We start from the raw sequence: 20,104 nt of genomic DNA on the forward strand, positions 1-20,104 counted from the left end.
NACATCACCGTTGCGGTGAAATCCCAGATCATGTCCATCACGCCACGGGTCGAGCGCAGCTCGGGGTCGTGGAGAAAAGGGTGAAAGTATCGCTGCAGACCGGGCGCCTCCAGATCCCAGTCCACGACGAGGACGCGCCGGCCGTTGCTGGCGAGCAACCAGGCGATGTTGGCCAGCGCCATCGAGCGGCCCGTTCCGCCCTTGTACGAGTAGAACGTGACGATGGTGCCCGGCGGTGTTCCTGCCACCGAACCTCCTACGGGCTCTGGAGGAACGGTCGGCGGCGGGGCTGGGCGTCACGGGTACGCAACGATGCATGAGAGGAGAAGATGCGAGCCTGCAGGTCTGCGAGCACCTGGACGAGGGTCCTCCCGAACTCGTCGTGTGAGCTGACGTTCATGCGAAGGAAGTCGTCCTGCCGAAGCACGTTGTTGCGCAGTGCCTGGGCCAGGCTGGCCCTCAGCTCGGCGGCGTTCTCGATCGTCTCGGCATCGTGCGGATTCCAGGGTACCAGGACACCCGTGGTGGGCTCGTTTCGTCCGTCATACTCGATGAGCGCGGTATGAAAGGGCTCCAGCATCGCGGTCCACACATCGATGATGAAGACGACGACCTCGTTGCGTTCCTTGGAGGTCTCGAGCAACCCGCCGATGCCGGTGTGCAGCTTGACGATGTTCGAGACCATGTCCTGGCTCGCGGCGACGGACTGCGCCAGAACGCAGACCCGCTGGCGGAAGTGCGGGTGAAACGGCGTCCACTCATCGAACTGACCGCCGTAGTAGTCCAGCCGCCGGCGCAGTGCCGCCAGCTCGTTCGCCGAGGTCACGGCGAGGACGAAGGTAACCCGTTTGGGACCGCCGCCGGGATCGCCGACGGCCGCGCGGGCCGCCGACGCGGCCATCCGGTGGGGAGCGCCGGGCTTCTGGGAAGCCCAGGCGTTGCCGGCCGATCCGTCGGCCGTGGATGCGGGTGCGGTGAACTCCTGCGCGCGCGGCGAGTCCGGCTCCTGTGGGGTGGCCAGCTCGGTGCCGCGAGCCAGGCCCGGTGACGGTTCCCGCCCTGCGGGCGGCTCACGTCCCGGTGATGGCTCACGTCCCGGTGATGGTTCAGGCCCTGAGGACGGTTGAGGTCGTGGGGGTGGCTCGGCTCGACCTTCCGTCGGTGGCGCCGTACTCGTCCGCTCGCGGCCGGTCAGGATGACCACACCGTTGCCTTCGGTGGGCCGGGGTGCGGAGGCGGACGAGTGGGCCGCGATCTCCGCCGGCTCGAAAGCGTTGCGGACCGCATCGAAGTCGGGGACGGCTGCCATGGACGGGAGGGGGGACTCTTCGGCCAGAAATATGATCCGGTTGGCCAGCGCCACCAGGAACTCCTGGTACTCGTCATAGTTCCGCTTCAGTTGCAGGAGATATCGCAGGCCGTGTGTGGCGTAGCCCTCCCCGAGATCCCTATGACTGTACTGCAACCCGGAGAGGATTGCGGGCGTTGGCCGCAATGGCGTCCAGATCACGGGGAGCAACGCCGGCGGGCGGATCGCCCCGTTGGCTTCCTGTGCCCGGAGCCGGTCGTCGAAGACCTGCCACTCCCGGCCACAGTTTTCGCTGGCGAAGAGGCTGCGTGAGCAGATCGCCACGAAGGTCCGGCATCGCCGGAGGGCGTCGCTCAGCTCATTCGGCCAGGCCGCACCCGGCCGGATGTTCGAGGTGTCGAGAAAGCCGACGTCATCCAGGCTGGGATGGCCGCAGCGGGCCCGGACCTCCCGTCGAAGATCCAGAAAGAATCTGTTGAGAAACGGGCCGTCCTTGATGTCAAGCCGCGCGTAACTGAGGAAGAAGTACAACGGAAGCGCAGTCATCGGGCCGGGGGACGTCCGAAGCGGCGGGCGCTGGCGTGGGCCTGGGTCGCCCACCGGATTCGGGCCGCGATGCGGCCCGGTGCGGGTGGGCGTTCTCGGCCGGCTATCTGGCACTGTGTCGACTGGCTGACCCATGACCCACGGACGATCTCCCCCGGTTCCACTGGTCCCCTCGTTTCCTACCTGACCGGCACCGCACCCGCCGGTCCAGCCGGTGTCGGGTATCGATGAGTGAGAAGAGAGTCTACGTCGTGGGAGGTGGCAGGAGACCTGGCACCGGTACGCCGGAAACCAGGTAAGTACGGTTTCCGAAGGGCCCGGCGGCGGTATACGGCCCGTCGGCCGCGCGCCGTCGGCTTGTCGCCGCGACGCCGGTTCCCGCCGGCCGGCGCCTACTGTGTTGCTTTACAGGCGCCGGCTCGCCGGTCAGGCTAGATTGGAAGACCGGGGCCCCTTGAGGAGGGCGCGGATGGATCGGTCGTTGACAGATTTCGAGTCATGGCTACCCGACATGACCGGGGTGGCGCTTGACACGATCGGGGCGGTGGACAGCCCTGGACTCCGGCGGGCACTGGCGCGCCTGGATCGCGAGGCGGCGCAGGTCTCCGCACCGCCGACCGGCTTCAACTCGAGTCTGGCTTTCACCTCTGCCCTGTCGGCGCTTTAGACAGGGGCAGGGTGCAGATCTCTGACGCCGACGCGAGGCGACCGCGGCGGATGGAGTGGCCGTATGGCTCGCTTCCCGACAAAGAGCTGGAAGGCTCGGGTTGGCGACCCGAGCCCTTCTCGCAGTTCGTTCTCAAGGTGCACAGCCGCTGCAACCTTTCGTGCACCTATTGTTACGTCTACCATCAGGTTGATCAGAGCTGGCGCAGTCAGCCCGCGGCGATGAGCCACCGGACGGTTGCCGCGACGGCCGGGCGAGTGGCGCAGCATGCTCGGCGGCACGCTCTGAGCGCCGTCCACGTCGTCCTGCACGGCGGCGAGCCGCTCCTGGCCGGGGCCGACCTGCTCGACCACGTGGTCACGGCTTTTCGGGATGCGGTGCCCGCCGGAACGCGCGTCGTGTTCAGCCTCCAGACGAACGCCGTGCTGCTGACCGAGCGCATGCTCGATCTCTGCCTGGGCCACGGCATCCGCGTGGGCGTCAGCGTGGACGGCGGCGTCGACCACCACAACCGACGGCGGATCCGACGGGACGGGTCGGAAAGCCTCGCGGACACGCAGGCCGGACTCGCCCGGCTGACCGGGCAGCGGTTCCGTGACATCTTCGGCGGTCTGCTCTGCGTCATAGATCTGGCAAGCGACCCGGTGGAGGTGTATGAAAGCCTGCTCGCCTGGGACCCGCCGGCGGTCGACTTTCTGCTGCCTCATGGAAACTGGCTGGTCCGACCGCCCGGGCGGGGGGCGGACGAGCGGGACACGCCGTACGCGGACTGGCTCGAGTCGTTGTTCGACCGCTGGTATTCCGCCTCGGAACACGAGACGGAACTCCGCCTCTTCGACGAGATCATCGCTCTGCTGCTCGGCGGCCGCAGCCGGGTCGAGACCGTGGGGCTGACCCCGTCGACGGTGGTCGTGGTCGAGACAGACGGCTCGATCGAGCAGGTTGACGCGCTGAAGTCCGCCTACCAGGGAGCCGCGTCAACCGGGTTGCACGTCGACCGGGACGACTTCGATGCCGCTCTGCGGCATCCGGGCATCGTCGCCAGACAGATCGGTGCCGCGGCGCTCGGCGAGGAATGCGCCGGTTGCCCGATCCATCGGGTCTGCGGTGGTGGGTACTACCCCCATCGATACCGGCCGGGTACCGGCTTCCGGAACCGCTCGGTGTACTGTCCGGATCTGTTCCACCTGATCTCGCATATCGGAACCCGGATCGGCGCGGATCTCGAGCGCGCCCGACGCCGCACAGAGTGAGCGTGAAACTTCATCGGCTGGCCGCCGCTGATTTCGATGAGCTGGCGGTGGGGGGCGGCGGGGCGGAGGTTGTCCACCGCCTCCGGGCGACGCAGCTCAGCAAGCGGCTGTTGACTCTGCGTGCGGTCATGGACGACGCCGCCCGCCTGGCGCCGACGGCCGGCGGCCGGCTCGCACGCAGCTTCGAGGTGCTTGTCGCCGCGCAGCGCGCCGCGCCGGACATGGTGGACGAGCTGTTGCTCTCGCCGGGCTTCGGGCTGTGGGCGATGCACTGCCTGCGGCGGATGCGCGGCGCCGTGTCCTCACCCATCCCGCTCGAGGACGATCTGGCCGGGCTCGGTGCGCTGGCCGTCGCCGCGGCCCTGCGGGCCGGGCTGGAGGCCGAGGTCCCGGTACTGATCCGAGACGACGAGCTGGTTCTGCCCACCCTTGGCCGTTACCGTGGCGCGTCTTCCGGCTGGGCCCAGGCGCGGACCGCCGGTGGCACACTGACGTTGCGCACAGCCGGCTCACCGCAGGAGCACCCGGTCCTGATCGCCCGGGCAGCGGGGGCGGCCGAGCGCAACCTGATCCGCGACGCCGGTTCCGACTGGGAGCCGATTCCCACTCTCGACGCGCAGGCGGCGGGCGAGCGGATCGAGCTGCGCCTGGACTTCGTCGATCCCGCCCGCCTGCTGCTCGACCTGCCCATGACGTCCGAGATCGTCCCGGAGGCGCTCGACCTGTGGCGCCAGCGGCTTGCCGAGGGCTGGCGGATCCTGTGCCGGTGCGACCCACGCGCGGCGCGGGCGATCGCCGCCGGGCTCACGACGGTCTTCCCGTTGCGGCCGACGAGCGGCGCGACCGAGCTCAGCGCCTCCGTCGGCGAGGCGTTCGGGGCGGTCGCGATGACGCTGCCCAAGGACGGCCTGTCGTGCGCGGCCGCCCTCGTCCACGAGTTTCAGCACAACAAGCTGTCCGCACTGCTCGATCTCGTCACCCTGGTCGAGCCCGTCGAGGGACGGCTGCTCTACGCGCCCTGGCGCGCCGATCCCCGCCCCCTGCCCGGCCTCCTCCAGGGTGCCTACGCCTACCTCGGCCTCACCGGATTCTGGGACTTCCAGCGGCGGGTGCTCCCCGAGCCGGCCTACGCGCATTTCGAGTTCGCCCGGTGGCGGGAGGAGGTGTGGCGGGTCCTCGTCGCGATCCGACTGTCCGGTGCGCTGACCCCGCCTGGACTGCGTTTCCTCGACGGCATGCGGACGGTGGTCTGGCGCCACCGGCAGGCCGCGGTGCCAGCGGAGCCGCGGATGCTGGCCCGGCGGATCAGCGCCGACACCTGGACGGCCTGGCGGCTGCGCAACGCCGAACCCGCCGCCGACCGGGTGGCGGCCCTCGTCCGGGCCTGGGCCGCCGGCCGCCCGGCGCCGACCGGGATGCGGGTGCCCACAAGCATCCGGGCCGGCAACCGCGGCCTGGTCGACAGCACCCGGCTCAGTCTGGCGCATCTCCGGCTGCATGAGCCGAAGCTCTTCGCAGCCGTGCGTGAGGGCGTTCCCGGTGTGCTCGAGGAGAACTTCTCGTTGGCCGATCGGGCGTATGCCTGCGGCGACTTCCCGGCCGCCGCGGCCGCCTACAAGCAGCAGATCGCCGACGATCCGGATCACCTCGGGGCCTGGGCCGGTCTCGCGCTGTGCCGCCGGGAGACCGGCCGACACGGCAGCCGGGTGCTCATCGCCCACCCCGAGCTCGTCCGCGCGGTGCACCGGGGGGTCGAGGAGCTGAGCGGGGACCGCGTCGACCCGGATGATCTCGCGGCCTGGCTACCCGAGCCGGCCCCCGACGGGACCCCTGGGGGAACGGGGTTATAGCGGCGGCGGCTCGAAGTCGAAGTCCAGCCGCTCGCCGCGCAGGCCGGCCCGCACGTCCGGATGCTCTTCACCGAGGACCCGCCGGTAGCGGCGCACCGTGTCCTCGGTGAGGGCCTGGCCCTCCTCCGTCCGGCCGACGGTGGCGAGGTCCAGCGCGACGTTGGTCGCGCAGACGAGCGTGTGCGGATGATCACGACCGAGGAGTTCCCGGAACCGGGGGAGGGCCGCCTCTCCCATCTTCACCGCCTCGTCGGTCCGCCCCAGCGCGGAACGTGCCGTCGCCAGGTTCGCCACACAGGTCAGGGTGAAGTGGTGGTCGGCGCCCAGCCTGGCCTCCAGACCAGCGAGCGACTCGGCCAGCAGGGTCTCGGCCTCCTCGATCCGGCCGAGCTGCCGGTGGACGAGGGCGAGGTTCAGGCCGCAGCCGTAGGTGTAGGGATGGTCGGGGCCGAGCACGTCGCGGTAGCGACGGACGGTCTTCTCGATCCGGACGGTCGCCTCGTCCGGATCGCCCGCCACTCGCTGCGCGTTGCCGAGGTTGATCCCGGCGGCGAGGGTGTCCGGGTGCTCGGAGCCGTACTGCGGGCTGTTGGTGTACCGGGCGTGCACCTCCCGTGCCAACTCCAGCGCGGCGGCGAAGTCTCCGGCCTTGCGGCGCGCAACCGAGAGCTCCTTGGCGTGCTGGAGCACGTGCCAGTGCCCGGCCGGCAGGATCCGACGCTGCACCAGGTCGAGGTAGATCAGGTACGCCTGCTCGGCCAGCTCCCGGGCCTCCAGGTACTGCCCGGCATGGCGGAGATCGCGGGCGAGGGCTGCCATGGAGAACACCACCCACACCGCGTCGTCGCGGGTGTACGCGGCGCGCCGGTCGGCGAGGTTGCGCTGATCTGCTTCGAGGGCCCGGACATACGAGCTGGTGAGGGTGTAGTCGACGGCGAGGTTGTTGGCGGCGAACAGGGTGGCCTGGTGTTCCTCGCCGAAGACCGCCCGGTGCCGGGCGAGGGAGTCCTCGTCGAGCTCGCGGGCGGCCTGGAACTCGCCGAGGGAACGCAGGTCCGCACCGTAACCGTTCAGGACGAGCAGCGTCTCCTCGTGCTCCGCCCCGAGCACGTCCGTGATCGCCTCCAGGGTGGGGCGCCGCAGCTCGTAGGCCTCGCGATACCGGCCGAGTGCCCACAGGATGTCGGCCTTGATCCCCTGCAGGATAAGGACGTCGGGATCACGATCGCCGGAGTCGGTGACCCAGCCGGCCAGCGCCCGATCCGCCTCGACGAGGCCGGTGGAGAAGTCACCGATCTGGTAGAGGTACCGCACGACGTGTTCGATCAGCTGACGCGCCGGCGGCTGCGGGGCCCGGTAGACCTCGGAGGGCACGATGTGCGGCAGCAGCCGGCTGAACAGCGGCCAGTTGTCCTCCTCCGCCTCGCCCGGGTCCGCCCCGATGAGCAGCTGGTGCACCTCGTCGCGCACCCGACGCTGGTCCTCGGCCGGCAGATCGTCGCGGATGAGCTTCTGGACGAGCCGGTGGACCTGCAGCGTCTTGTTGGTGGTGTCGAGGCGGGCCAGGGCGTAGCGGCCGAGCTCCCGGATCGCGCGGCTGACGACCAGCCGATCCTGCATGGCAACGCCGAACTCGGACTTCAGGATGTACTTGCCGCGGTCGAGGATCTCCAACGAGATCGGTTCCGGGCTGAAGAACGCGCAGCGGCGGAGCAGCTCCAGGGCGAACGGCGCCTGCTCCTGCAACTTGCTCACCGACAGACTCCAGGCCGCGGCGACCGGCCGGGAGTAGTCGGCGGGCGCGTTCTCGGCGAGCAGCCGGCCGCCGGCCTCGCGCAGCAGCTCCAGGTACTCCTGGGCGCCCATGCCCGTCTCGGCCTGCAGGGCGCCCGCCTGCTCCAGGGCGAGTGGCAGGTCACCGAGCGCGTCGGCGAGTTCGTCGGCGTCGGCTCGTGAAATACCCTCAACCCGGCGGGTGAGGAACTCCAGGCTTTCCCGGCGGTCGAAGACGTTCACCTCGAGCGTGTCGACGTGACTGAGCCAACTCCGGTTGCGCGAGGTCACGATGACATGGCCTGGACCGTGCGGAATGCTGGGACGGATCAGTTCTGGCTGCTCAGCGTTGTCGAAGATCAGCAGCCAGCGGCGGTAGGGTTCCCCGCGGCGCAGCGCGTCCAGCACCTGGGTGACGGCGTCGTCGACCCGCAACGGGGCGGTGTCCGCCAGCCCCAACCGGGGTGCGAGGGTGGCGAGGGTGGACCGGACCAGCGAGGGCTGGTCGGCGGGCACCCACCACACGAGGTCGTAGTCGGTCTGGAAACGGTGGGCGTACTCGATCGCCAGATGGGTCTTGCCCACCCCGCCGAGCCCCTGTAGCGCGTGCGGCAGGACCGCGGTGACGTCGCGTGTGTCCGAGGTGATGCGGGCGCGCAGATCGGCGAGCAGGCCTTCCCGGCCGGTGAAGTTCTTGTTCCGTTGCGGCACGTTGCCCCACACGGCCGGCACTCGCCGACCGGTGTCCTGCACCGGAACCGACTTCACCACCGAATCCACCATTCCCCCGCGTTGTTCGACGCGAGGTGGTTCGTTTGTCGACGTCATACCTCGCCCATACAAACAATCTTCAGCTTACCGAGCGCCTGGATCTTACCTCTGGAAGGGGCTGGGCGGGCACCCCTGGCCGGGCTGCGTGTCGCTCCGCGCACTCCCCGAACTTTTCTACCATATAGTGATGAAAAAGACGGTTGTCCGGTTCTTGCCAGGCGACATCTGGACGACTGGGGAAAGTCCAGGTCAAGGGCCGGCTGCCGGTGTGCGTTGCGGCGGGAGCCGCCCTGGCGATGCTGGCTGCGCTGTCTGAGCGATGTCCAGGGTGTGTGCCTGGGGTGAGTGTTCGGGGTGAGTGTCCGGGGGGTGAACGTCGAAGCGGGCGGATGCGGAGCCCCGGGGGCGACTGCCGCGGCGGCGGCCCTGGTCGCCGCGGTGTCAGCCTGGCCGCAGCCCAGGCCGCCACAGCGCGGGTGCCCGCGCCGGAGGGCCCTATTCCCGGCAGGCGGCGAATATGGCCGGTGTGGTCCACCGGGCCGTTGTCCACCGCCGCCGATCCGGGGTCGGATAGTATTCACCGAGGTCACCGGGTTGGCAGCGAGGGGCTCTACCACATTGGCTACTGAAGCGGTCGCGGCGGGCGGCGTAAATGCGATTTTCTCGGGCGAGCTCGTCGCGGGGACGGTTCGCCCTTTGCTGGGCGGAGCTGCCAGGGCCGGGCGGAGTTCATGGCTGCCGGCCGAATCTTCTGTGTGCAGTGCGTCGTCCCGGCCGAACGAGGCGCGCAGCTCCCGGCGCTGTAGTGGACGAGTCGCGCGATGACGGTTGTCCCGGGCGCCTCGCCGTTTCCCGGTCTGCGGCCTTTCACGGAGATCGACTCCGCCCGGTTCTTCGGGCGGACCGCCGCCGCCCACGCCCTGTTGGCGAAATGGCTTGAGAACCGCCTGGTGGTCGTGTACGGACCACCAGGCGTGGGAAAAAGCTCGCTGTTGCGGGCGGGAGTGCTTCCACACCTTTCGCCGGAGGTCGCCCACGTGCTGCCGGTGGGTCGGATCACCCCGCTGCCGGGCGCCACCGGCGCCGGTGTTCCCTCGCTCGGCCGGGTGGCCAACCCGTTCGCCGAGACGTTGTTGCGGACCTGGTCCGGCCCGCGGGGGACGTCGACGCTGCCGCCCGCCCTGCGCGACCGGCTGGGCGGAGATGGGCCGAGCCTGCAGGGCCGTCGGCGGCCCGCCGACCCGGACCGGCCGATCCTCGCTGCGGTGGATCAGTTCGAGGATTTCTTCGCGCCGTGCACCCCCTACCTTGATCCGTTGCGGGAGCAGTTCATCACGCTGCTGGGCGAGGCGGTCGCGGCGCTGCCCAACCTGCGCCTGCTCCTGGTGATCCGGCACAATGCCCGGTCCCGTCTCGCCCCCTACGAGACGACGCTCGCCGGCGGCGAGGATGCCGCCGGAGTCCGGGTCGGGGGGCTGGACCGGCACTCCGCGATCGCCGCGTGCGCCGAGCCGATGCGGCGGGCCGGTCGGCCGCTGCCGCCGGAGGTCGTGGCGGCCTGTATCGACGAACTCCTCAACAGCCGGGTGGTGGACGCCGCCGGAACCGTGTCGGTCCTGACCGCGGACGCCGTCCCGCCGGCCTACCTCCAGCTCGTGGCCGCGTCGCTGTGGCGGGACACGGCCGACCGCGGCGCCTCGCTCGGGCCGGACCTCATGGAATCCGCCGCTCGGGTCGACGCGGTCCTGGGGGCCCACCTCACGCAGGTCATCGTGACGGAGGCGGGGCGGCACCACCTCGACGCCGGGGACGTGCGCCGGTGGCTGATCCGTACCTTCGTCACCGAACGCGGGCGTCGGGCGACGGTCGACGAGGGCCTCGTCGCGACCGCCGGGATGCCCAACGCGCTGCTGGCGGCGCTGGCCGAGCGGTACGTCCTGGCCAGCGAGTGGCGTTCGGGCTCCCGCCGGTTCGAGCTCTTCGACGACCGGCTCATCCCCCCGCTGCAGGCAGCGGTGCCGGACTGGCCGGCGGCCGACGCGCCGGCGGCGGAGATCGGTGCGATCGACTACCTTCAGGCGGCCCTGATCAGCCTCGCGGACGGCGATCTTGCGGCCGCCCGGGTACATGCCGACGAGGTGCTGCGGCGCGACGCCGAGGATCCGCGCATCCGGGCACAGGCAGTGATGCTGCGCGCCGATCTCGACGAGGCCCAGGGGCGGATCGAGCAGGCCGAGCGCGGCTACCGGGAGGCCGCGCAGCTCTACGAGTCGCTGCCGGACGCCGAATCGTCGGGCCGGGCGCTGGCCGCGGCCGGGCGGCTGCTGCTGCGGGCCGGGCGGCTCGGCTCCGCGGTCGAGGATCTTCAGTCGGCGTCGGCCCGGCTGCCGGCCGAACTCGACGTGCAGATCGATCTTGCTCGGGCCCTGTGGTACTCGGGCCAGCGCTGGGCCGCCGCCGCGATCTTCTCGACGGTGCTGACCATCGCGCCGCTGACGCCGGCGGCCCTGGCTGGGCGCGGTCAGCTACGGGTCGAGCTGGGGGACGACGCGGCGGCCCTGGACGACCTCGACCGAGCGGTCCGGCTGGGCCCGGGCGGCCCGGACACCGCCGACACCGCCGACCTCGCAGGCCCTGCCGGTGCTGGGGACTCCGCCGAGACCCGGGCCGCTCGTGCGCTGGCGCTGGCGCGGCTCGGACGCTCGGCCACCGCGGCCACGGAGACGTCGGCGGTGCTCGACGACGCCCCGGACAGCGGGCCGGTCCTCTGGCGTGCGGCGGGTGTGCTCCAGACCATCGGAGACGACTCGCGGGCGGCCGACCTCCTCGAGCGGGCTCTGCAGGCGCGCGCGCCGGCGTTGCTCGCCCACCAGCGGGAGCAGGTTCACCGGATGCTGCGCCGCCCGGGAGCGATGGCCTGACCGACCGGCTTCCCGGGTGTCGGGCGGTCGGGCGCCGGGCGGTCGGGTGTTTACCGGGAGCGTGTAGACGGAGACGTCGGCGGCAGGTGACGGGAGGTGGACCTGGATGGCGCTGCACGGGAAGGCGAGTGGGTCGCAGGCGGAGCAGACGGTCGACGTGCGGCCGCAGCTGGTCCGGTCGGGGGAGGACGTCGCCGTCCCGCGGTTCCGGATCCCGCGGGAGTCGATCTCGCCCGAGACCGCCTATCAGATCGTCCATGACGAGCTGATGCTCGACGGCAACGCGCGGCTGAACCTGGCGACGTTCGTGACCACCTGGATGGACCCCCAGGCCGATCGGCTGATGGCCGAGTGCGCGCCGAAGAACATGATCGACAAGGACGAGTACCCGCAGACGGCGGAGCTGGAAAAGCGTTGCGTCAACATCCTCGCGGACCTGTGGCACGCCCCCGACTCGGAGCATGCGGTCGGCTGCTCGACCACCGGCTCCTCCGAGGCGGGCATGCTCGCCGGCCTGGCGCTGCTGCGGCGCTGGCGGGCCCGGCGGCGGACGGCGGGTGCCCCGGCCGACCGGCCCAACCTCGTCATGGGCGTCAACGTCCAGGTGTGCTGGGACAAGTTCGCCCGCTACTGGGACGTGGAACCACGCCTGGTTCCGATGGCGCCGGGCCGCACGCACCTGACCGCCGACGAGGCCGCCGCGCGCTGCGACGAGAACACGATCGGCGTCGTGGCGATCCTCGGCTCGACGTTCGACGGCAGCTACGAGCCGGTCGCCGAGATCGCCGCCGGGCTCGACCGCCTGGCCGCCGGAGGTGGCCCGGACGTGCCGGTGCACGTCGACGGCGCGTCCGGAGGGTTCATCGCCCCGTTCTGCGACCCCGAACTGGTCTGGGACTTCCAGCTCGACCGGGTCGTGTCGATCAACGCGTCGGGGCACAAGTACGGGCTGGTCTACCCGGGGGTCGGCTGGGTGGTGTGGCGCGACCGCGCCCACCTGCCGGACGAGCTCGTGTTCGAGGTGGACTACCTCGGCGGGAAGATGCCGACGTTCTCGCTGAACTTCTCCCGCCCGGGGGCTCAGGTCGTCGCGCAGTACTACACGCTGCTCCAGTTGGGCTTCGCCGGCTACCGCCGGGTGGCCCAGGCGTGCCGGGACAATGCCCGCTGGCTCGCCGACGAGGTGGCCCGGATGGGTCCCTTCGAACTCGTCTCGGACGGCAGCGGGATCCCCGCGTTCGCGTTCCGGCTGCGCGACGAGATCACCGACTACACCGTCTTTGACGTCTCCGAGCTGCTGCGCACCCGCGGCTGGTTGGTGCCCGCCTACCGGTTCCCGCCGGACCTGACCGACCTCGCCGTGCTGCGGATCGTGGTGCGTCACGAGTTCAGCCGCGATCTCGCCGGGCTGCTCGTCGCCGACCTGCGCCGGGTCGTGGACAGGCTGTCCGGCGCCGCGCGGCGCCTCCCGCCGCCCCCACCGGACGGCGAGGCGGCGTCCTTCCACCACTGACCCCGCCCGGCTCGCCGGGCGGGGTCGGGGTCAGTGGGAGGCGGTGAGGACCGGGCGCAGCGCGTCGAGGACGGTGGCGTCCTCGATGGTCGGCGGGACGGCGGGGGAGCGGCCGTCGGCGATCTCGCGCATGGTCCGGCGAAGGATCTTGCCGGACCGGGTCTTGGGCAGGGCCGCCACCACGTCGACCCGCTGGAACGCCGCCACCGGCCCGATCTCCGCGCGGACGCGGGCGACGAGTTCCGCGGCGAGCGTGTCCGGCCCGATCTCGACGCCGGTCTTCACCACCACCAGCCCGCGCGGTACCTGGCCCTTCAACGCGTCCGCGACGCCGACGACGGCACACTCGGCCACGGCCGGGTGGGCGGCGAGGACGGCCTCCATCGACCCGGTGGACAGCCGGTGCCCGGCCACGTTGATCACGTCGTCGGTGCGGCCCAGCACGAACAGGTACCCATCGGCGTCGAGGTAGCCGCCGTCGCCGGTCAGGTAGTACCCGTCGAAGGCGGACAGGTAGGACGCGGCGTACCGGTCGTCGTCCTCCCACAGGGTCGGCAGAGCGCCGGGCGGCAGCGGCAGGCGCAGGCAGATCGCGCCCTCCGTGCCGGTGGGGACGGGTTGGCCCGCCGGGTCCAGCACTCGCACGTCGTAGCCCGGCATCGGCACGGTGGGGGAGCCCGCACGGGCGGGCAGCGACTCCAGACCGATCGGATTTGCGCAGATGGGCCAACCCGTTTCGGTCTGCCAGTAGTTGTCGACCACCGGGATGCCCAGGGTGGTGACGGCCCAGTCGTAGGTGGCCGGGTCGAGGCGCTCGCCGGCCAGGAACAGCGCGCGCAGCGACGAGCGGTCGTACTCGCGTACCAGGGCGCCCGCCGGGTCCTCTTTCTTGATCGCCCGGATCGCCGTCGGCGCGGTGAACAGCACGTTCACCCCGTGCTCGGTGACCACCCGCCAGAAGGCGCCGGCGTCCGGCGTGCCCACCGGCTTGCCCTCGTAGAGCACGGTCGTCGCGCCGGCGAGCAACGGGGCGTAGACCGTGTACGAGTGCCCGACCGCCCAGCCCACGTCGGAGGCCGCCCACATGACGTCCCCCGCCCGGATCCCGTAGATGTTGCCCATCGACCAGGTCAGGGCGACGGCGTGGCCGCCGTTGTCGCGCACGATCCCCTTCGGCCGGCCGGTGGTGCCCGACGTGTAGAGGATGTAGAGCGGGTCGGTGGCGGCGACCGGCACCGGTGACAGCGGCGCGGCCGCGGCCAGCGCGGCGTCCCAGTCATGGTCCCGGCCGGCGATCATCGAGCAGCGCTGCCGGTCCCGCTGGACGATGAGGGTCGCGGCGGGAGCATGCGCGGCCAGCGCGATCGCCTCGTCGAGGATCGGCTTGTACGGGACCAGCCGCGTCGGCTCGATGCCGCAGGAGGCGCTGACGACGACCTTCGCCCGGGCGTCGTCCATCCGGGCGGCGAGTTCGGCCGCGGCGAACCCGCCGAACACCACGGAGTGCACCGCGCCGAGACGGGCGCAGGCGAGCATGCTCACCACCGCCGCGGGGATCATGGGCAGGTAGATGATGACCCGGTCGCCGCGGCCGACCCCGAGCGCGGCCAGTGCCCCGGCGGCGCGCGCCACCTCGTCGGTCAGCTCGGCGAAGGTGAAGCGGCGGACCGTGCCGGTGACCGGCGAGTCGTAGATCAGCGCGAGCGCGTCGCCCCGACCGGCGGCGACGTGCCGGTCGAGGGCGTTGGCGCAGGTGTTGAGCGCGGCGTCGGGGAACCAGCGGGTGAACGGCGCCTGGTCGGCGTCGAGTATCCGCCGCGGCGGCCGGGTCCAGTCGAGGGCCTGAGCGGCGGCCGCCCAGAATTCCTCGGGATCGTTCGCGGCCCGTTCGTACTCCCGCTGGTATGCGCCCATAGCCGTCATCCTCCCGCGCCCGGCGACCGCCGGGGCGCATTCCCGCCCCCCGAGCGCTGCCGTGCGTGGCACCACCGGACGGGTCACCGCGGTCTGGCCTGACGCCGCTGACCACGACTTCGACCCGGGCCGTGGTGTTACGTTCCGCGCCAAAGTGCATCGAGACAGGGAGAGCAGCCATGACCAGACCGTTGGAGGGCGTCCGGGTCCTCGACTTCTCCGAGCACGGCTTCGTGCCGTCGGCCGCCGCGGCGCTGGGCGACTTCGGCGCCGACGTGGTCAAGATCGAGCGGCTGGCCGGCGACGCCATGCGCCGGATCATCGCCAGCGGCCTGGTGGCCACGAAGGACGGCTACGACTTCCAGTTCGAGCTGTTCAACCGCAACAAGCGCGGCATCGCGTTAGACGTCGAGCAGCCCGCGGGCCGCGAGATCTTCGAGAAACTCGTGCGCTGGGCCGAGGTGTACATCACCAACCAGCTTCCCCGGGTCCGGCGCAAGCTGCGCACGGAGCCGGCCGACGTCTTCGCGCTCAACCCGACCATCGTGTACGCGCGTGGGCACGGCCAGGGGCAGCGCGGACCCGACGCCGAGGCCGGCGGTTTCGACGGGGTCTCGTACTGGGCGCGCGGGGGCGTGGCCCACGTCCTGACCGACGCGGACGCGACGCGTCCGACCAGGCAGCGCCCGGCCCTCGGCGACGGCCCCAGCGGAATGTTCCTGGCCGGCGGCATCTGCGCCGGGCTCGTCCACGTGGGGCGGACCGGTAAGGGCATCGTGGTCGACACCTCCCTGCTCGGCTCGGCGGCGTGGACACTCGGGCCCGACCTGGCCTACACCACCCTGGCCGGCGAGCAGATGCCGATGGCGGCCGACGAGCAGGTGTCGCCGCTCGTGCGCCAGTACCGGACGGTCGACGGCCGGTGGGTGTCCCTGATGATGATCGACGAGGCTCGCTACTGGGAGCAGGCCTGCCGGGCGCTCGGCCTGGACGATCTCGTCACCCGTTACCCCGACCCGGCCGCGCGCCGGGCCGGCTGGCCGGTGATCCATGAGCGGATCAACGCGGTCATCACCACGCTCGACCACGCCGAGCTGGAGGCGAAGCTGCGCGCCCAGGGCTGCATCTTCTCGTTCTTCGCGACCCCGATGGAGGTCGTCGCCGATCCGGCGGTGGTCGAGAACGGCTACCTCATGCAGCACCCCGAGCATCCCGACGTCCGGCTCGCGGCCGCTCCGGTGCAGTTCGACGACGAACTGCCGTCGGCCCGGCGCCCGGGACCGACCCTGGGCCAGCACTCCCGCGAGGTCCTCACCGAACTCGGCTACGGCGAGACGGAGATCCTCCGCCTGCTCGACGACAAGGTCATCGCCGAGCCCTGAGCGCGGAATCCTCAGCGTCGAATCCTCAGCGCGGAATCCTGCGTGCCGGGACGTGATCGGCGGCCGCCACCGGCGATCGGTGCCGCGTGGCCCATGCCGGGATGCGCCGATCCGGGCGTGGGTACGCCCAGGTCACAGGCGTTCCGTGCCACCGGTGCCGTCCGGGTCGGCAAGTCCGTCCCGGGTCCGCATCGTGTCTCCGTCGTGGCCTCCGGATGGCGTCCCGCCAGGCGACGACGAAAAACTGTCGGTGGTGGGGTCCAGGGTGGTGGCACGGTTCGCAGCACTCGAAGGAGTCACCATGCCCACGCGAGACACCATCCCGGCCGGCGCCCCCTGTTGGGTCGACCTGATGACCTCCGACGCCGCCGGCGCCAAGGCGTTCTACGGCGAGCTGTTCGGTTGGGGGGCCGAGGAGCCCGCCGCCGAGTTCGGCGGCTACACCAACCTCACGAAGGACGGCGTCCGCGTCGGCGGTCTCATGCCCAAGCAGCCGGGGATGGACGCCCCCGACGGCTGGTCGATCTACCTGTCCACGCCCGACGCGGAGAAGACCGTCACCGCCGCGACCGAGCACGGGGGCGGAGTGATCGTCGGGTCGATGGCCGTGGCCGACCTCGGTGTCATGGCCGTGGTGACCGACCCGGGCGGCGCGGCCGTCGGCCTGTGGCAGCCCGGCCTGCACACCGGCTTCGGCGTCACCGCCGAGCCGGGCGCGCCGGCCTGGTTCGAGCTGCTGACCCGGGACTACAACGCCGCGGTCCCCTTCTACCGCGACGTCTTCGGCTGGGACGTCCACGTCGCCGCCGACACCCCGGAGTTCCGCTACTCGACCTACGGGCCGGGCGACGCCGCGCACGCCGGGATCATGGACGCGAGCGGTTTCCTGCCGGACGGCGTGCCGGCGCACTGGTCGGTGTACTTCGCCACGGCGGACACGGACGCGACGCTGGAGCGGGTCGCCGCGCTCGGCGGCTCGGTCGTCCTGCCGGCGGAGGACACCCCGTACGGCCGCCTCGCCGCGGCCGCCGACCCCACCGGCGCCGTGTTCAAGCTGGTCGGGCCGAACGTCTCCACGCCCGCGGCGAGCTGAGCCTGTTCCGAGCTGGGCCCGCTGCGAGCTGGGTTCCCGGGTTCGGCGTCCCCCGGGGCCGGTCGGTTCTAGGCGGTGGCCGGCTCGGCGCGCAGCAGGCCGGCGAGGACCGAGCCGGCGTGGCGGATGCCCGCGTCGTCGACGTCGAGGTGGGTGACGATCCGCAGGGTGGTCGGGCTGATCGCGCCGATCAGGACGCCCTGCTCCGCTGCGCTGCGGGAGAACCGCCCGGCGTCGGCGACCTTGACGAGCACCATGTTGGTCTCGACCTGCTTGGGGTCCACGTGACCGGGCGCGGCGTCGGCGAGCAGCGCGGCGAGCTCGTCCGCCCGCCGGTGATCCTCGGCGAGGCGTTCGATGTGGTGGTGCAGCGCGTGCAGGCCCGCCGCGGCCAGCACGCCGGACTGGCGCATCGCCCCGCCGAGCCGCCGGCGCCAGTTCCGGACCTCGTCGACCCGACCGGCGTCGCAGATCACCAGCGACCCGACCGGGGCGCCGAGCCCCTTGGACAGGCAGACGGACAGGGTCGTGAACGGCGCCGCGAGCCGGCGTGGTTCGACGGCGCCGGCCACGGCCGCGTTCCACAGCCGGGCGCCGTCGCAGTGCAGGGCGATGCCGGCGGCGGTGGCGAGGTCGCGGAACTGGTCCAGCCGGGCCGGCGCCCAGACCCGCCCGCCGGCCCGGGCGGCGGTGTTCTCCACGGCCAGCACGCTTGTGCGGATCATGTTGTAGTTGCCGCCGACGCTGTGCGAGCGGATCGCCGCGGCGACGTCCGCCAGGTCCGCGGTGTCGGCGAGGCCGGGCAGCGTGCGCGTCTGGATTCCGCCGAGCGCGGCCAGGCCACCCATCTCGTAGGTCACGATGTGGGCCTCGGTGTCGGCGATGATCTCGGTGCCGATCTGGGCGCTGGCGCGCAGGGCGACGAAGTTGGCCATGGTCCCGCTCGGCACGAACACGGCCGCATCGTGGCCGAGCAGGTCCGCGGCGTACCCCTCCAGGGCCCGCACCGACGGGTCCTCGCCGTAGTGGTCGTCGCCGACCTCGGCCTGCGCCATCGCCCGGCGCATCGCCGCAGTCGGCCGGGTCACCGTGTCGCTGCGCAGATCGACCGGCCCGGCCGGCCTGGCCGCAGGTCGACCCGCCGACCGTGAGGCCGCCGCGGCGATCCGGTCGCCACTGCCCGCCGCGTCGTCCGTGGGGATGCCGTCAGGGGAAGCGTCGATGGTCACGGATGGCGATGGTAGTGGCCCATGCACACCGTCTCGCGGGGGCGGGGCCGCCAGGTGCGGGCAGGCCGTGGCCGCTGATCAGTGAGCAGGTCGAGCGGCGCCGCGGCCCTGACGTTCCGGCGGATCGGGGGCCCAGACGGGGGCGGGGAGCTCGGCGCGCAGGGTGGGGGCGACCTCGGCGAAGAAGCGTTCCAGGTGGGCGCGGGTGGTGGCGGGGTCGGTGAGGAAGAAGCCCTCCACCCCGACGCCGAGGACCTGGTTGCCGAAGCGCCGGTGCAGGTCGAGCAGTTTTTCGGTGATCTGGTCGGCGGTGCCGACGAGGGCCGAGCCGTTGTCGATGAAGTCCTCCAACGAGTCGAACGGGAAGTGGTTCTGCCGGGCCACCGGGAGGTCGCGGAACGCGGCGAAGGCGGGGCGGGCGAGCGCGAGGGCGTCCTGCGAGCGGTCCGTGATGATCGGGGAGTGCACGCCGAGAGCGAGCGGCGTGGCGGCCGGGTCGTGACCGTGGTGGGCGAGCCGATCGCGGTAGCGCTGGACGAGCGCGAGGTAGTGGTCGGTGCGGCGGAAGCCGTTCGCCGAGTACAACGGGTCGCCCCAGCGGGCGGCGAGGTCGGTCGACCGCTCGCTGGACGCCGAGCCGTGCCAGACGCGCGGCGCTGGCTGCTGCAACGGCCGCGGGCGGGTGGTCGCCCCGTGCAGCGGCGGGCGGAAGCGGCCTGTCCAGGTCACGTTCTCCTCCCGCCACAGCCGGCGGAACAGCTCGTAGTTCTCCGCCAGCCGATCCCAGAGCTCGGCGGCGTCGACGCCGAACATGCCCGGTGAGACCGGATCGTTGCCCTTGCCGATGATCAGGTCGAGGCGCCCGTCGCTGAGATGGTCGAGGGTGGCGTACTCCTCGGCGGCGCGGACCGGGTCGGCCAGGGAGAGCACGGCGACGGTGGTGACCAGCCGGATCCGGCTGGTCCGAGCGGCGATGTGGGCGAGCAGGACGGCGGGGGCGGACGACAGGAACGCGGGATTGTGCCGCTCGCCGACGCCGAACGCGTCGTAACCCACGCCCTCGGCCCAGGCCGCGAGGTCGACCAGAGCCCGCAGCCGCTCCCGCTCGTACTCCGCCGCCGGCGAGGACCGCGCTGTCGTCGAGGCGGGCGTCGTCATCGTCACGGCGGGGCCGCTATCNCGCGCCGCCAGCGTGCTGGCCAGGAATTTCACGCCGCTTCGCCACCGGCGCGCGCGTCGGGCGACACGGTCAGAAGCCCAGCGTCTCGCGGACCAGGACGATGGTGGCGCGTTCCGGGAGGGCCTCCCGTTCCACGATGAGGATCTTGCCGATGAACGAGCTCTGGCCGTAGAGATCCCGCAACCGCTGCCACTCCCGGGGCAGGCTGTAGGCATGGACGCGGCGGATCCCGGTCGCCAGGTCCGGCACCACCTTCTGCGCCCCGACCACCCAGATCACCCGGCGGGCGCCCGAGGCGTACGGCGCGAGCTGGCTGCCGCTGGCCGAGCCGACGACGAGCTGGCCATCCTCCGTCATCGCGTGCACGCTGCCAACGACCACGTCGGGCAGGGCCCCGAGCCGGATCTGGGCGACCACGTCGGCCCCCGGCGACGGAGCGCCACGCCGGACCGACCGGAACTCGCCGGACTCGTCGATGTCCGCCGCGATGCCGGACAGGCGCAGCGTCTCGCTGGCGGCGGTGAAGATCTCCTCGTCCCGAGGGAGCAGCTCCCGGACGAGTTGGCGGGCCTGCTCGGCGGTGTCCACGAGGTGGACGAGATAGCCGCGCTCGCGGAGGTTCGCGGCCGCCCGGTCGAGCCGCGCCGCGTCGGCCGGGACCGCGAACGCCTCGTCGAGCGGGGGTGTCAGGGTGGTCATGGTG

At 71.9% G+C, this 20,104-nt stretch carries 13 protein-coding genes and 1 pseudogene; 7 read left to right on the forward strand and 7 right to left on the reverse strand.

What is annotated here, in order from left to right:
* Position 1: 1 nt before the first annotated feature.
* Both FF36_RS40845 and FF36_RS15095 read right to left on the reverse strand, forming a co-directional pair.
* A pseudogene (locus tag FF36_RS40845) lies at positions 2–248 on the reverse strand (nucleotide-binding protein); the annotation flags it as partial.
* Between the two features lie 8 nt (positions 249–256).
* Positions 257–1,855, reverse strand: coding sequence for a TIR-like protein FxsC (locus tag FF36_RS15095; RefSeq protein ID WP_052681138.1), 1,599 nt, complete (start codon positions 1,853–1,855; stop codon positions 257–259).
* A gap of 469 nt (positions 1,856–2,324) precedes the next feature.
* Here FF36_RS15095 and fxsA point away from each other — a divergent pair, with 469 nt between their 5' ends.
* The 3 genes from fxsA to FF36_RS15105 are packed head-to-tail and all read left to right on the forward strand — an operon-like array spanning position 2,325 to position 5,625.
* Complete coding sequence (fxsA, locus tag FF36_RS32050) at positions 2,325–2,522, forward strand: FxSxx-COOH cyclophane-containing RiPP peptide (RefSeq protein WP_110431453.1); 198 nt, start codon at positions 2,325–2,327, stop codon at positions 2,520–2,522.
* Between the two features lie 50 nt (positions 2,523–2,572).
* The gene (locus tag FF36_RS15100) at positions 2,573–3,775 is read left to right on the forward strand and encodes an FxsB family cyclophane-forming radical SAM/SPASM peptide maturase (protein WP_044885703.1); all 1,203 of its coding nucleotides are present in this window, start codon (positions 2,573–2,575) and stop codon (positions 3,773–3,775) included.
* 2 nt (positions 3,776–3,777) lie between these two features.
* Positions 3,778–5,625: an HEXXH motif domain-containing protein gene (locus FF36_RS15105; protein ID WP_242418921.1), complete on the forward strand. Its 1,848-nt coding sequence runs from the start codon at positions 3,778–3,780 to the stop codon at positions 5,623–5,625.
* Here FF36_RS15105 and fxsT read toward each other — a convergent pair.
* Positions 5,620–8,166 carry an FxSxx-COOH system tetratricopeptide repeat protein gene (fxsT, locus tag FF36_RS15110; RefSeq protein WP_242422526.1) on the reverse strand — a complete coding sequence of 849 codons (2,547 nt, stop codon included), beginning with the start codon at positions 8,164–8,166 and terminating at the stop codon, positions 5,620–5,622. The genes FF36_RS15105 and fxsT overlap by 6 nt on opposite strands.
* Positions 8,167–8,990: 824 nt before the next feature.
* Here fxsT and FF36_RS15115 point away from each other — a divergent pair.
* Both FF36_RS15115 and gad read left to right on the forward strand, forming a co-directional pair.
* Positions 8,991–11,090 carry an nSTAND1 domain-containing NTPase gene (locus FF36_RS15115; protein ID WP_044885706.1) on the forward strand — a complete coding sequence of 700 codons (2,100 nt, stop codon included), beginning with the start codon at positions 8,991–8,993 and terminating at the stop codon, positions 11,088–11,090.
* 106 nt (positions 11,091–11,196) lie between these two features.
* Positions 11,197–12,603, forward strand: coding sequence for a glutamate decarboxylase (gene gad / locus FF36_RS15120; RefSeq protein ID WP_044885707.1), 1,407 nt, complete (start codon positions 11,197–11,199; stop codon positions 12,601–12,603).
* Between the two features lie 30 nt (positions 12,604–12,633).
* Here the strand turns inward: gad and FF36_RS15125 are convergent, their stop codons facing one another.
* Positions 12,634–14,517 carry an AMP-binding protein gene (locus FF36_RS15125; protein ID WP_044885708.1) on the reverse strand — a complete coding sequence of 628 codons (1,884 nt, stop codon included), beginning with the start codon at positions 14,515–14,517 and terminating at the stop codon, positions 12,634–12,636.
* 179 nt (positions 14,518–14,696) lie between these two features.
* On the opposite strand from FF36_RS15125, the gene FF36_RS15130 reads away from it, so the two are divergent.
* Complete coding sequence (locus tag FF36_RS15130; protein WP_044885709.1) at positions 14,697–15,899, forward strand: CaiB/BaiF CoA transferase family protein; 1,203 nt, start codon at positions 14,697–14,699, stop codon at positions 15,897–15,899.
* A gap of 301 nt (positions 15,900–16,200) precedes the next feature.
* Entirely contained in the window at positions 16,201–16,992 is a 792-nt protein-coding gene (locus FF36_RS15135) for a VOC family protein (RefSeq protein WP_044885710.1), read from the forward strand.
* A gap of 68 nt (positions 16,993–17,060) precedes the next feature.
* Here FF36_RS15135 and FF36_RS15140 read toward each other — a convergent pair whose 3' ends face one another.
* The 3 genes from FF36_RS15140 to FF36_RS15150 form a co-directional block, all read right to left on the reverse strand.
* Positions 17,061–18,221: a GntG family PLP-dependent aldolase gene (locus FF36_RS15140; protein ID WP_199865397.1), complete on the reverse strand. Its 1,161-nt coding sequence runs from the start codon at positions 18,219–18,221 to the stop codon at positions 17,061–17,063.
* 78 nt (positions 18,222–18,299) lie between these two features.
* On the reverse strand, positions 18,300–19,400 hold a 1,101-nt coding region (locus FF36_RS15145; RefSeq protein WP_277912940.1), incomplete at its 5' end, for an LLM class flavin-dependent oxidoreductase.
* 70 nt (positions 19,401–19,470) lie between these two features.
* Entirely contained in the window at positions 19,471–20,100 is a 630-nt protein-coding gene (locus FF36_RS15150) for an LUD domain-containing protein (RefSeq protein ID WP_044885746.1), read from the reverse strand.
* Positions 20,101–20,104: the final 4 nt, after the last annotated feature.

This window comes from Frankia torreyi, from assembly GCF_000948395.1.
GTDB classification, from domain to species: Bacteria; Actinomycetota; Actinomycetes; order Frankiales; family Frankiaceae; genus Frankia; species Frankia torreyi.

Bases quoted from the DNA above. Each gene is read 5' to 3' on its own strand.
- FF36_RS15095 (WP_052681138.1), bottom strand. From the start codon at position 1,855: ATGACTGCGCTTCCGTTGTACTTCTTCCTCAGTTACGCGCGGCTTGAC.
- fxsA (WP_110431453.1), top strand. From the start codon at position 2,325: ATGGATCGGTCGTTGACAGATTTCGAGTCATGGCTACCCGACATGACC.
- FF36_RS15100 (WP_044885703.1), top strand. From the start codon at position 2,573: ATGGAGTGGCCGTATGGCTCGCTTCCCGACAAAGAGCTGGAAGGCTCG.
- FF36_RS15115 (WP_044885706.1), top strand. From the start codon at position 8,991: ATGACGGTTGTCCCGGGCGCCTCGCCGTTTCCCGGTCTGCGGCCTTTC.
- gad (WP_044885707.1), top strand. From the start codon at position 11,197: ATGGCGCTGCACGGGAAGGCGAGTGGGTCGCAGGCGGAGCAGACGGTC.
- FF36_RS15125 (WP_044885708.1), bottom strand. From the start codon at position 14,517: ATGGGCGCATACCAGCGGGAGTACGAACGGGCCGCGAACGATCCCGAG.
- FF36_RS15130 (WP_044885709.1), top strand. From the start codon at position 14,697: ATGACCAGACCGTTGGAGGGCGTCCGGGTCCTCGACTTCTCCGAGCAC.
- FF36_RS15135 (WP_044885710.1), top strand. From the start codon at position 16,201: ATGCCCACGCGAGACACCATCCCGGCCGGCGCCCCCTGTTGGGTCGAC.
- FF36_RS15150 (WP_044885746.1), bottom strand. From the start codon at position 20,100: ATGACCACCCTGACACCCCCGCTCGACGAGGCGTTCGCGGTCCCGGCC.